The organism is Pseudomonas sp. KBW05, from assembly GCF_003852405.1.
GTDB lineage: Bacteria > Pseudomonadota > Gammaproteobacteria > Pseudomonadales > Pseudomonadaceae > Aquipseudomonas.
The window spans coordinates 1-12181 of the sequence record NZ_QAJM01000039.1; the positions used below are offsets into that span (position 1 = coordinate 1).

Annotated in this window: 11 protein-coding genes; 3 read left to right on the forward strand and 8 right to left on the reverse strand. The window is 62.5% G+C overall.

Annotation, left to right across the window (positions count from 1 at the left end):
* Window positions 1–234: 234 nt before the first annotated feature.
* Both DBR46_RS26390 and DBR46_RS26395 read left to right on the forward strand, forming a co-directional pair.
* On the forward strand, window positions 235–1878 hold the full coding sequence (locus DBR46_RS26390; RefSeq protein WP_124528793.1) for an MFS transporter: 1644 nt from the start codon (window positions 235–237) through the stop codon (window positions 1876–1878).
* Complete coding sequence (locus DBR46_RS26395) at window positions 1875–3020, forward strand: HlyD family secretion protein (RefSeq protein ID WP_124528795.1); 1146 nt, start codon at window positions 1875–1877, stop codon at window positions 3018–3020. The genes DBR46_RS26390 and DBR46_RS26395 overlap by 4 nt, the downstream gene beginning before the upstream one ends.
* Before the next feature lie 64 nt (window positions 3021–3084).
* Here the strand turns inward: DBR46_RS26395 and DBR46_RS26400 are convergent, their stop codons facing one another.
* The 6 genes from DBR46_RS26400 to copC form a co-directional block, all read right to left on the reverse strand.
* Window positions 3085–3987: an aldose 1-epimerase gene (locus DBR46_RS26400; RefSeq protein WP_124528797.1), complete on the reverse strand. Its 903-nt coding sequence runs from the start codon at window positions 3985–3987 to the stop codon at window positions 3085–3087.
* 13 nt (window positions 3988–4000) lie between these two features.
* The gene (locus DBR46_RS26405) at window positions 4001–4876 is read right to left on the reverse strand and encodes an SMP-30/gluconolactonase/LRE family protein (protein ID WP_124528799.1); all 876 of its coding nucleotides are present in this window, start codon (window positions 4874–4876) and stop codon (window positions 4001–4003) included.
* Window positions 4877–4879: 3 nt separating this feature from the next.
* Window positions 4880–5698 (reverse strand): NAD(P)-dependent oxidoreductase, encoded by an 819-nt coding sequence (locus DBR46_RS26410; RefSeq protein WP_124528801.1) that lies wholly within the window; start codon window positions 5696–5698, stop codon window positions 4880–4882.
* 235 nt (window positions 5699–5933) lie between these two features.
* Entirely contained in the window at window positions 5934–7196 is a 1263-nt protein-coding gene (locus DBR46_RS26420) for an OprD family porin (RefSeq protein ID WP_124528812.1), read from the reverse strand.
* A gap of 267 nt (window positions 7197–7463) precedes the next feature.
* Complete coding sequence (gene copD, locus DBR46_RS26425; RefSeq protein WP_124528814.1) at window positions 7464–8321, reverse strand: copper homeostasis membrane protein CopD; 858 nt, start codon at window positions 8319–8321, stop codon at window positions 7464–7466.
* A 3-nt stretch (window positions 8322–8324) separates the two neighbouring features.
* Window positions 8325–8690: a copper homeostasis periplasmic binding protein CopC gene (copC, locus tag DBR46_RS26430; RefSeq protein WP_124528817.1), complete on the reverse strand. Its 366-nt coding sequence runs from the start codon at window positions 8688–8690 to the stop codon at window positions 8325–8327.
* 116 nt (window positions 8691–8806) lie between these two features.
* On the opposite strand from copC, the gene DBR46_RS26435 reads away from it, so the two are divergent.
* Window positions 8807–9427 (forward strand): TetR/AcrR family transcriptional regulator, encoded by a 621-nt coding sequence (locus DBR46_RS26435; protein WP_017737434.1) that lies wholly within the window; start codon window positions 8807–8809, stop codon window positions 9425–9427.
* A gap of 111 nt (window positions 9428–9538) precedes the next feature.
* Here the strand turns inward: DBR46_RS26435 and preA are convergent, their stop codons facing one another.
* Window positions 9539–10813 (reverse strand): NAD-dependent dihydropyrimidine dehydrogenase subunit PreA, encoded by a 1275-nt coding sequence (gene preA, locus DBR46_RS26440; RefSeq protein WP_124528819.1) that lies wholly within the window; start codon window positions 10811–10813, stop codon window positions 9539–9541.
* A complete protein-coding gene (locus DBR46_RS26445; RefSeq protein ID WP_124528821.1) occupies window positions 10813–12180 on the reverse strand; it encodes an NAD(P)-dependent oxidoreductase in 1368 nt (455 codons plus the stop codon). Before DBR46_RS26445 ends, preA begins: the two co-directional genes overlap by 1 nt.
* Window position 12181: the final 1 nt, after the last annotated feature.

The following is a 12181-nucleotide window of genomic DNA, read 5'->3' on the forward strand; positions in this document are numbered from 1 at the left end:
CCGAGTGTTGGGGCAAGAGCCCTTTTGGTTACTTTTGGGGCTCTTTTCCAAAAGTGACCCGCCGTAAGGGCGGAACCATAAGCCGCCGTTACCGAAGAAACGGATATGTACACCGCCAAGCCCAGCCCCCCACAGAAAAGCACACGCAAGATGGCAAGATACCCGCCCCTCAGGTTTACTACGCTCTGAGTATGGTTTTACCGACATCCCACGTCGGGTCATCTAGGTCATCGAATGAACAACTACACCCCCCGCACCTGGCAGCCCCACGAGCGCCCGAGCCTGCCCGGTTCGCCGTCGACGCCGTTGCACCCCACGCACAAGCGTTGGCTGTTCGCACTGGTCGGCGTGCTGGTAGCAATCACCGGCGGCCTGGGCAACGCGCTGGTGATCGCCAACCTGCAATACCTGCAAGGCGCCCTCGGCGCGACCACCGCCGAAATGGCCTGGCTGCCCGCCGCCTATGTCATGACCAACGTGTGCATGAACCTGCTGCTGGTGAAGTTCCGCCAACAGTTCGGTCTGCGCGCGTTTACCGAAGTGTTCCTGGTGCTGTACGCGCTGGTGACCTTCGGCCATTTGTTCGTCAACGACCTCAGTTCGGCCATCGCCGTGCGCGCGGCCCACGGCATGGTTGGCGCGGCGCTGAGTTCGCTGGGCTTGTACTACATGATCCAGGCGTTCCCGGCAAAATGGCGCTTGAAGGCGCTGGTGCTGGGCTTGGGCACGGCGCAGTTGGCCTTGCCGCTGGCGCGGTTGTTCTCCGAGGATTTGCTGCAAATCGCCGAGTGGCGTGGCTTGTACCTGTTTGAGCTGGGCATGGCGTTGATCTGCCTGGGCTGTGTGTTCCTGCTCAAGTTGCCGCCCGGTGACCGTTTCAAGACCTTTGAAAAACTCGACTTCCTCACCTTCGCGATCCTCGCCACCGGCGTTGCCTTGCTGTGTGCGGTGCTGTCCCTGGGGCGGATCGACTGGTGGCTGGAAGCGCCGTGGATCGGCGTGGCCTCGGCCTGTTCCCTGGTGCTGATCATGGCCGGGCTGGCCATCGAGCATAACCGCGCCAACCCGATGCTGATGACCCGTTGGTTGGGCAGCGGGGTAATGATCCGGTTGGCGTTGGCGGTGATCCTGATCCGCATGGTGCTGTCCGAGCAGTCCACCGGCGCGGTGGGGTTCATGCAAATGCTCAACATGAGCTACCAGCAGATGCACACGCTGTACGTGGTGATGCTGGCCGGGGCGATTGCCGGGCTTGCGGTCAGCGCGTTGACGATCAACCCGGCGCACTTGTTGATGCCGCTGGTGATCTCCCTGGCGTTGATGGCGACGGGGTCGGTGATGGACAGTTTTTCCAGCAACCTGACCCGCCCGCAGAACCTGTATATCAGCCAGTTCCTGCTAGGCTTCGGCGGGACGTTCTTCCTCGGGCCGACCATGGTGCTGGGCACCAAGAACGTGCTGACCAACCCGCGCAATCTGGTGAGTTTTTCGGTGATGTTCGGTATTTGCCAGAACCTCGGCGGCCTGATGGGCGCGGCGCTGTTGGGCACGTTCCAGATCGTGCGCGAGAAGTTTCATTCGAGCATGATCGTCGAACACCTGAGCCTGCTCGACCCGCGTGTGGCCGCGCGGGTGTCGAGCGGCGGCTCGGCCTATGGCGGGGTGATTGCCGACCCGGAATTGCGCAACCTCATGGGTATTCGCAGCCTGGCAACCGCGGCCACCCGTGAAGCGAACGTAATGGCCTACAACGATGTCTTCATGCTGATCGCGATCATCGCGATACTGACCATGATCTGGATCTTTATCCGCAGTCTGTGGCTGATGAGCACCACGAAAGCAGCCACTCCTGTTCAACCCAGCGGCGCACCTCAATGACCGAACCTTCAACCACCACCACCACCGCCATCGCGGCAACCCCGGAAGGCAGCACACCGCCCGGTGCAGTGCCCACTGAATTGCGACCGTTGCGGGTGCGCATCCTCTCGTCCCTGGGCTTTGCCGCCATCGCCGTGGTCGGCGTGCTGATCGTGCTCTATGCCTGGCAATTGCCGCCGTTCAGCAGCGCAGTGGAAACCACCGAAAACGCCTTGGTGCGCGGGCAGGTGACGATCATCGGGCCGCAGCTCGCCGGTTATGTGTTTGAAGTGCCGGTGCAGGATTTCCAGTACGTGAAGGCCGGCGACCTGCTGGTGCGCCTCGATGATCGCATCTACAAGCAGCGCCTGGACCAGGCATTGGCGCAACTGGCGGTGCAGAAGGCCTCGCTGGCCAATGTGGTGCAGCAGCGCAACAGCGCCGAGGCCACCATCAAGCTGCGCCAGGCCGCGCTGGCGGATAGCGAGGCGCAGGCGCGCAAAAGCACCGCCGACTTGCGTCGCAATGAAGAGCTGATCAGCGATGGTTCGGTGTCCCGGCGCGAGCTGGACGTGACCCGTGCGGCGAATGCGCAGACCCTCGCGGCCGTGGCGCAAGCCCAGGCCAGCCTGGAAATCGCGCGGCAGGATTTGCAGACGGTGATCGTCAATCGCGGCTCCCTGGAAGCGGCGGTGGCCAGTGCCGATGCGGCGGTGGAACTGGCGCGCATCGACCTGTCCAACACGCGCATCACGGCGCCGCGTGACGGCCAACTGGGGCAGATTGGCGTGCGCCTCGGTGCCTACGTCAACTCTGGCGCGCAGCTGATGGCGCTGGTGCCGCCGCAGCTGTGGGTGATTGCCAATATGAAAGAAACCCAGATGGACAATGTGCAGGTCGGCCAGCCGGTGACGTTCACCGTGGATGCGTTGAACCACCGCAAATTTCACGGCACGGTGCAGCATATTTCGCCGGCCACGGGGTCCGAGTTCAGCCTGTTGCAGGCGGACAATGCCACCGGCAACTTTGTGAAGATTGCCCAGCGGGTGCCGGTGCGGATTACGGTGGACCCTGATCAGGAGCAGAGTGAGCGGCTAAGGCCGGGGTTGTCGGTGGTGGTCAGTATCGACACCGCAGGGCGTCTCAAGAACAGCCCGCCCTGACACTGACACAACAGCGATCAAAACTGTGGGAGCGGGCTTGCTCGCGAAAGCGGAGTGTCAGTCACTAAATCTGGGACTGAACTGCCGCATTCGCGAGCAAGCCCGCTCCCACATTTGGACTGTATTTCAGGTTGAATGCCAGGTGTGCCGACTGGTTGTGTTCCAACAACTTGAGGCCCGGCCTGCCCGGCAGGTGGTGCGCATTCACCGGATGACTCACCGGCTCGATGCAAAAGAACCCCAACCCCGGCGGACAATACAGCAGGAAGTAGTCGGCGCCGCTGGCCTGGCATTCCAGCGCATAACCCAGCTCCGGTTGCTCGATCCGGCAGTGTCCGTCCCACTGGCAAAAGCCGTTGTCGACAAGGCCTTCAGGCAAGGCCTTGAGCTTTTGGAAATCCCACTCCGCCGGAAGCGGCGCCAGCCCGGTAGGCAGTTTGGACGCATCGCTCATCCACACCTGCGAAGCCTTGGCCTGCAACCGCGTGCCCGGTTGGCGCGGCAGGTACGGGTGCAACCCCAGGCCATGCCAGGCGGGCTTTACGGCCAGGTGCGTGACCGTCAATGCGATGCTCAGCTCGCCGTTATTCAAGCGAAACCGTTGCTCGGCACGATAGGCAAACGGCGTGTCGCACATCACCTCCAACACCACTTCAGCGGCCGATTGGCTGACCACTTGCCACGCCTGTTGCCACGCCGAACCATGGATCGGCAACGGGTCGGTCAGGCTGTTGGCCGACAGGGCCAGCCAGCCATCGGGGTTGTTGAAACCACCGTTGGCAATGCGGTTGGACCAGGGCGCCAGCGGATAACAGCCCAGCTTGCCCGCAAGCCCTGTGTTCACCGCGTGTTCATCGCTATGGCGCAATAACGGTTGGCCGCTGGCGATAACCTGCCAGTTGACGATGCTGCCGCCAGTGGCGGGCGCCAGGGTGAGGTGGGTGAGGGCGTCTTTGAGTTCGATCATCAGGGCTATCCCGTCAGAGGGTGAAAGTCGGCTCGGCCACGCCCTGCACACCAGGATTGAGGGCAAACACAGCGCCCGACAGCGACTGTTCACTCTGATCATCACGGATCGAGGTGACGAACAGGGTATCCAGGCGGCTGCCACCAAACGCGCACATGGTGGGCTTTTTCACCGGTACGCTGAGGGAGCGGTCGAGGCGCCCGTCGGGGGTGAAACGGTGGATCAGCCCAGCGTCGTTGGCGCAGATCCAGTAGCAACCGTCGGCATCCACTGCGGCGCCGTCGGGGCGGCCTGGGTGTTCGTGCATGTCCACGAACACGCGGCGGTTGGACGGCGTGCCGGTGTCGATGTCGTAGTCGAACGCCCAGATTTGCTGCACCAGCGGGTGTGAATCCGAGGCGTACATTGTGCGCCCATCGGGGCTGAAGGCCAGGCCGTTGAGGGTGATGAAACCGTCCAGCGCGGCATGGGGCACCCGGCCCGCCGCGTAGCGGTAGAGGATGCCCTCGGCGGCATTCAAACCCATGTTCAGCACCATGCTGCCGGCCCAGAAGCGGCCCTGGCGATCGCAGCGACCATCGTTCAGGCGCATGTCGGCGCGTGGGTGTTCGACTTTGGCCAGGCGCGTGGCGTCGAGGCTGCCATCGTGGTGCGCGGTGAGTTGGAAGAAGCCGCTCTCCATCCCCGCGACCCAGTTGCCCGTGGTGGTGCGGGCAATGCAGGCAAGCATTTCCGTGGCTTTCCAGGCGGCGACGTGGCCGTTGGCGGCGCTCCAGCGTTGCAGGCCGCCGTTGGGGATGTCCACCCAGTACAGCGCGTTTTCCTCGGGCACCCACACCGGGCATTCGCCTACGGCGTTGCGCGCATCGACAATCAGTTCTGCGCTCATGACTTAGTCCCCGAACGGCCCGGCCGCGCAGAAGGCGCCGCCCTGGTAGACCTTGGCCGGATCATCGGCGGCCACCGGTGGCTGCGTTTCGACCTGGGCGCGGAACACTTCGGAGTTGTCTTTGGGCGCGTAGCCCAGGTGCGCGGCGTAGCGGTTGTCCCACCAGGTGTCGAGGTTGTCCGACATACCGTAAACCACCGTGTGGCCGACGTTTGGTGTGTACAGGGAGCGCTCCAGCAATTGGGTCAGGTCGTCGAAACTCAGCCAGGTGTGCATCATCCGGCGGTTCTGCGGCTCGGGGAACGAGGAGCCGATGCGGATGCTCACGGTCTGGATGCCGTAGCGATCGAAGTAGAAGCTGGCCATGTCTTCGCCGTAGGACTTGGACAGGCCGTAGTAACTGTCTGGGCGACGCGGCGAGTGGGCGTCAAGGATTTCGCCTTGCTTGTGGAAGCCGATCACATGGTTGGAACTGGCGAAGATCACGCGCTTGACGCCATGGCGGCGCGCGGCCTCGTAGATGTGGAAAATCCCGCTGATATTGGCGCCGAGCACTTCTTCGAAGGAGCGCTCAACCGAGACGCCGCCGAAGTGCAGGATCGCGTCGACGCCTTCTACCAGGTGGTGCACGGCCTGTTTGTCGGCGAGGTCGCAGGGTTGCACTTCTTCGCTGTCATCGGTGGCCGGGGCCATCTCGGCGATGTCCGACAGGCGCAGTACGTGGGCGTAAGGGCGCAGGCGTTCACGCAGGACTTTGCCCAGGCCGCCAGCGGCACCGGTGAGTAACAGGCGGTTGAAGGGAACGGCAGTGGTGGTGGTCATGGGCGGGTCCATTGTTGTTGTAGGTTGTCGTATGACTGTGGTGGAGTATCGGTATTGATTCCCGGGGTTGTCAACGCTCCTTCAGGCGAGTGGGATCTAAATGTGGGAGCGGGCTTGCTCGCGAAGGCGGCGGATCAGCTGGCACATGTATTGACTGACCCACCGCATTCGCGAGCAAGCCCGCTCCCACAGGGGATTTGCGTTGTGGCTGCGAGTCTGTGCTCGGCGCAAAGCCCTACAACAATGAAATCGGGTAACTGATGAAAATCCGGTTCTCATCGAACTCATTGTTGCTGAAATCCCGGCGCATGGTCGAGTTGCGCCATTTCACATTCAAGTTCTTCAGCGCGCCACTTTGCACGGTGTAAGCCAGTTCCGATTCACGGCCCCACTCCTTGCCGTCGGTGATCGCCCCGGTGTGCACATTACTGCCGCTGATATAGCGGTTCATCAGGGTCAGCCCCGGCACACCCAGCACCACGAAGTTGAAGTCATGCCTCAGCTGCCAGGATTTTTCCCTGGCGTTGTCATAGCTGGCGTTGTAGCTGTCGTTGGCCAGGGTGCCGCCGCTGGTGCCGTTGACCTTCATCCACACGCTGTTGCCGGTGAGTTTCTGCAGGCCCACGTAAAAGGTGTTGCCGCCGTAGCGTGCCGAGAGCAGGGCGAACGTGGTCTTGTTGTCGAGGTCGCCGGCCAGGGCGCTGCCGTCCTCCTTGCCGTTGAAGAAGCCGAGGTTGGCGCCCAGGGTCCAGTCGCCCACGGGTTGGCTGTGGGTGAGATTGAGGTATTGCTGCTGGTAGATGTCGGTGAGTTCGGCGTACCACAGGCCGATCTGGGTGCGTTTGTCGTTGAACGTGTATTCACCGCCGCCGAAGTTGAAACGGTCCGAGGTGAACGCGGCTTTGCCGTTCATGAACATGTCTTCCATGCTCGCGTCGTTGCGTGGGCTGTTGCCACGGAACTGGCCGCCGTAGAGGGTCAGGCCGGCGATTTCGTTGGAGGTGACCTGGCCGCCACGGAAGGTCTGGGGCAGGGAGCGGCCGTCGTCGGAGCGCAGGATCGGCAACACGGGCATCCATTCGCCGACCTTCAATTCCGTCTTCGACAGCCGGGTCTTCAGCGCCACGCCGAGGCGGCCGAAGTTGTCGGCCGGGCGGCCGTCGCTATGGATCGGCAGCAACTGGGTACCGCCGGTGCCTTTGCCGCCGTCGAGCTTTTGCGAGTACAGGCCCAGCACATCGATGCCGAAACCCACGGTGCCTTGGGTGAAACCGGACTTGGCGTCGAGAATGAAGTTTTGCGTCCACTCCTCGGCCTTGGCTTGAGGATTGGTCGGGTTGGTGAAGTTGCGGTTGAAGTAGGCGTTGCGCAGGTTGAGCGTGGCCTTGGCATCGTCAATAAAACCATCGGCCTGGGCGCAGAGGGGCAGGGCGGCGCTCAGGCTGCCGAGACCGATAAAGCCCAGGCGTGCGCAGGAATTGCGGGCGAAGTGACTCACAGTGGAGCTCCCTTTCTTTTGTTGTTTTTATTATTTGTCGTACGTCGTCGTACAACATTGGCTAGGATATTTGCGGGGTTTGTGTAGGTTGTCAATAAGAAGTTATACGATGACTACGGTTTCACCGGTAAACAGTGGGCACGGTTCAAATGTGGGAGCGGGCTTGCTCGCGAATGCGGTAGACCCGTCAATAAATCTTGTGACTGATACACCGCATTCGCGAGCAAGCCCGCTCCCACATTTTTGATTGGTGCTTGACTTGAGGGCTTAGTTGCTCATGACCATCGGCGGCAAGGTCCCCAGCAGGGAGACGGCGGCAACCGCTGCAACCCCCAGCAGCCACTCCAGCAGCACACTGGCCTTCAAGCTCGCGTGGCGTTCGTCACAGCGCTCGATCCGCAACCGGTTCAACAGCGCCAGGGCCAACATGCCCAGCACCAGCATGACCTTGACCAGCAGAATCAGGGCAAAACCGCTGAACAAGGGCGTCGGCCACAGTTGCCCGGTCAGTACGCGCACGTTAATCAGTCCGGTCACCAACAAGCCCGCAACCAGGCCATAGCCCACCCCGCTGAACCGCCGCAGGATCGGCTCCAGCCCATAGCCCTGAGGTTGGCGCAGGATCAACACCAGCACCAACAAGCCACCGAGCCACGCGCCGACGCACGCCAGGTGCACCACTTGGTTGAGGATCAGCAAGCGCCCGCTAAGCCCATCGAGCATGGCACCGTGGCCCACGGGCGCCAGGGTCACCAGCAGCAGCGCGAGCAGCGGCAGGCGCAACGCCGGCCAGGGCTTGGCCAGCGCAATCACCAGCAGCAGGTTGAACAGCAAATGCCAAGTCCACACCTGACCAAAAAAGGTCTTGCCCAGCACCAACTGCACGGTGGCCGGTTGCAGCGCCGCGCCCCAACTGCCGGCCATGCTGGCGGTGATCAGCAGCAACCAGGTCACACCCGACAACAGGCCGACCCAGGCCAGTGCCCGGGTGATGCGCAGCAGTGGCCGGTCGAGCGCCGGCTGTGGCCCCGCACCGAGTAGCAGGGGCCTGAACACGCAAGCCCCGAACATCAGCAGCACGACGATGAAATGCACAAAGCGGCACAGCACCAGCAGGGTTGCCATGGGTTATTGGCCAACCTTGAAGCTGTATTCGCCGTTGCTCTTGTGGGTGTCGACCGACACCGCGTTCCACACCACCTTGTAGTTGCCGGCGGCCAGTGGCGCGGCCGGCGTGACGACCAGGGTTTTCTTGTCGGCGTCTGGGGTTTCCAGGCCCTTGATGGCGATTTCCGTGCCGTCCTTGCTCAGGGAGACTTTGGTGAAAGTGGCTTCCACGCCTTCGCTGAAGGTCAGGCGCAGATCGGCCGGCGCGGCGACGGTGCTGTCGGCAGCGGGCGTGGCACCTTTCAGGTGGGCGTGGGCAAAGGCTACCGAAGCGCCCAACAGCGAGGCGAGCAGGGCGACGGTGGTCAGGGTCTTTTTGATCAACATTGGGCAATACCAATCAATGGGGAGAAGGGGGCAGTGTACGAAGTTTCAGTATGGCCTGTCGCCGCGATCTAGAGCCGGTGGTAGTCTCTAACCCATGTTGTTGTCGGGGAGCCCTTATGGGCAATCACAAGAGTGGCATTCGTCGGGTCAACGTCGAAAAAATCCTGCTGGCGGCGGAGAAGGTCTTCGCCGAGAAGGGCTATGGCAGCACCGCCATGGCCGACATCGCCGAAGAAGTGCAACTGCCGCGCTCCAATCTGCATTACTACTTCACCACCAAGAGCGAGCTGTACAGCGCGGTGCTGTTCGACCTGCTGGACCTGTGGAAGCAGGACGCCCTGAGCTTTGAAACCTTCGATGATCCACGCGTGGTGCTCAGCAGCTACATCCGCGCCAAGATGCAGCGCTCGCGTACGCGGCCGTATGGCTCCAAGGTCTGGGCCAATGAAATCATCCACGGCGCGCCCACCCTGGGTGAGGCGTTGGATGCGAGCCTGTACGACTGGGCCAAGATGAAGGAAGCGAAGATTCGCCAGTGGGTGGAAGACAAACGCATTCTGCCGGTGGAGCCGTCGAGCCTGCTGTATATGATCTGGGCGTCGACCCAGCACTATGCCGACTTTGACCACCAGGTGAAGATTTTGAATGATCACCAGCCGTTGTCGGATAGGCAGTTTGAGAAGGCGATCCAGACGGTGACGGGGGTGATTTTGCGGGGGATTGGGTTGGAGCCTTGAGGCTTGTGGTGATGCTGATGGCCTCATCGCAGGCAAGCCAGCTCCCACATTTTGAATTGTGAACACCTTCAAATGTGGGAGCTGGCTTGCCTGCGATAGCGGTCTACAGCACTACACAGCCTCCCGATACGGATTCCTCGGATCCTGCGTCCAATTCAAAAACGGCTGGCCTGTATCCACCGCCACCATCTCGATACAGTCCGCCACCGGGCAGGTGATCTGGCACAGGTTGCAGCCCACGCACTCCTCATCAATCACCTCGTAAACGTGCGTCCCATCAGGCTGTTTCAAACTGGCAATGGCCTGGTGCGAGGTGTCTTCACAGGCAATATGGCAACGGCCACAGCCAATGCACGCCGCCTGGTCGATCTTCGCGATCACCTGATAGTTGATATCCAGGTACTTCCAGTCCGTGGTATTGCCCACCGCCCGCCCGGAGAATTCCTGCAAGCTTTTGTAGCCTTGACTGTCCATCCAGCGCGACAGCCCGTCCTTCATCTCGTCGACAATGCGAAACCCGTGCAGCATCGCCGCCGTGCACACCTGTATCGCGCCGCAGCCGAGGGCGATGAACTCCGCGGCATCGCGCCAGTTGCCAATGCCACCGATGCCGCAGATCGGCAGGCCTTGGGTCTGCGGGTCGCGGGCAATCTCGGCGACCATGTTTAGCGCGATGGGCTTGACCGCCGAGCCGCAGTAACCGCCGTGGGTGCTCTGGGTGCCGACCATCGGCAGGGCGACCATGCGTTCCAGGTCGACGCTGGTGATGGAATTGATGGTGTTGATCAGCGACACCGCATCCGCCCCGCCGCGATACGCCGCCCGTGCGGCCACGCGGATGTCGGTGATATTCGGCGTGAGCTTGACGATCACCGGCAGCGAGCAGTACGTCTTGCACCAGCGCGTCACCTGTTCCACATATTCCGGCACCTGGCCCACCGCCGCGCCCATGCCGCGTTCGGGCATGCCGTGGGGGCAGCCGAAATTCAGCTCGATGCCGTCGCAGCCAGTGGCTTCCACCAGCGGCAGGATATTTTTCCAGGACTCTTCCACGCACGGCACCATCAGCGAGACGATCAGCGCACGGTCGGGCCAGTCCTTTTTCACCTGGGTGATTTCCCGCAGGTTGATCTCCAGGGAACGGTCGGTGATCAACTCGATGTTGTTGATGCCCAACACTTCACGGTTGGCACCGTAGTGGGCCGAGTAGCGTGAGGACACGTTGACCGCCGCCGGGTCTTCACCGAGGGTTTTCCACACCACGCCGCCCCAGCCGGCTTCGAAGGCGCGGACCACGTTGTAGGCTTTGTCGGTGGGTGGGGCGGAGGCCAGCCAGAACGGGTTGGGGGCTTTGATACCGGCAAATACAATCGAGAGATCGGCCATTACGCAGCCTCCACAGTCAGCATGAGTTGGGCGTGCATGGCTTCGGCCGCCAGCTTGCCGTGTTGCACCGCCTGCACGGTGAGGTCCTGGCCGAGGCTGACGCAATCGCCACCGGCGTACACGCCGGGAATGCTGGTACGCAGGTGTTCATCGACAAAAATCCGCTCGCCGACGCGGTGCAGTTGCTGGGCCAGTGGGTCGTGCAAGGCCTCGCTGTCAAAGCCTTGGCCGATGGCCTTGAAGATCGCATCGGCGGCCAGTTCGAAGGTCTCGCCGGTGGGGTGCAGGCGGCCGTTTTCCATGCGCGTGCGCAGGAAGCGCATGCCGCGCACGTGGCCCTGCTCATCCAGCAGGATTTCTTCGGGTTGGGCCCAGGTCAGCAGGCGGACCTGGTTGGCCTTGGCGATATCCTGTTCGTGGTGGGTGGCGCCCATGTCCGCCAAGCCACGGCGGTACACAAGGTTCACATCGCGGGCGCCGAGGCGGGCCATTTGCACGGCCATGTCGATGGCGGTGTTGCCGGCGCCGAGCACGATGCAGCGGTCGGCCAGGGGCAGTTGGGTGAGGTCGTCGGTTTGGCGCAGTTCGCGGATGTAGTCGGTGGCGGCGAGCAGGCCTGGGGCGTCTTCATGGGGCAGGCCGAGCTGTTTGCTCGCGGCCAGGCCGAGGCCAAGGAACACCGCGTCGAATTGCTGGTGCAGTTCGCTCAAGGTGAGGTTGTCGCCCAGGCGTTGGCCGTGGCGGATCTCGATGCCGCCGATCTGCAGGAGGAAATCCAGTTCCTTCTGCGCAAAATCATCCACCAGCTTGTACTTGGCGATTCCGTATTCATTCAGGCCGCCGGCTTTTTCCCGTGCTTCGAACACCACCACGTCATGGCCGTGCAGGGCGCTGCGATGGGCGCAGGCCAGACCGGCCGGCCCGGCGCCGACCACGGCGATGCGTTTGCCGGTGGCAGCGGCGCGGTGGAACGGGTGTTCGCTGAAGTGCGCGTTGTCCACGGCATAGCGTTGCAGCAGGCCGATCAGCACCGGCGCGCATTCTTCGGCGTTGTTGCGCACGCAGGCTTGCTGACAGAGGATCTCGGTGGGGCAGACGCGGGCGCAGCTGCCGCCGAGGATGTTGGCCGAGAGGATCTTCTGCGCGGCGCCTTGCACGTTTTCAGTGTGGATATTGCGGATGAATGACGGGATGTCGATCTCGCTGGGGCAGGCGTTCACGCACGGCGCGTCGTAGCAATACAGGCAGCGTGAGGCCTCCAGTTGGGCCTGGCGGGCGTTGAGGGGCGGGGCCAGGTCGGTGAAGTGGCTGGCGAGGGTGGGTCCATCCTCAGCGGGATGGGGGAGGTGGGTCAGGGTCTGGATCACG

Bases quoted from the DNA above. Each gene is read 5' to 3' on its own strand.
- DBR46_RS26410 (WP_124528801.1), bottom strand. From the start codon at position 5,698: ATGACCACCACCACTGCCGTTCCCTTCAACCGCCTGTTACTCACCGGT.
- DBR46_RS26390 (WP_124528793.1), top strand. From the start codon at position 235: ATGAACAACTACACCCCCCGCACCTGGCAGCCCCACGAGCGCCCGAGC.
- DBR46_RS26400 (WP_124528797.1), bottom strand. From the start codon at position 3,987: ATGATCGAACTCAAAGACGCCCTCACCCACCTCACCCTGGCGCCCGCC.
- copC (WP_124528817.1), bottom strand. From the start codon at position 8,690: ATGTTGATCAAAAAGACCCTGACCACCGTCGCCCTGCTCGCCTCGCTG.
- DBR46_RS26405 (WP_124528799.1), bottom strand. From the start codon at position 4,876: ATGAGCGCAGAACTGATTGTCGATGCGCGCAACGCCGTAGGCGAATGC.
- DBR46_RS26435 (WP_017737434.1), top strand. From the start codon at position 8,807: ATGGGCAATCACAAGAGTGGCATTCGTCGGGTCAACGTCGAAAAAATC.
- DBR46_RS26395 (WP_124528795.1), top strand. From the start codon at position 1,875: ATGACCGAACCTTCAACCACCACCACCACCGCCATCGCGGCAACCCCG.
- copD (WP_124528814.1), bottom strand. From the start codon at position 8,321: ATGGCAACCCTGCTGGTGCTGTGCCGCTTTGTGCATTTCATCGTCGTG.
- preA (WP_124528819.1), bottom strand. From the start codon at position 10,813: ATGGCCGATCTCTCGATTGTATTTGCCGGTATCAAAGCCCCCAACCCG.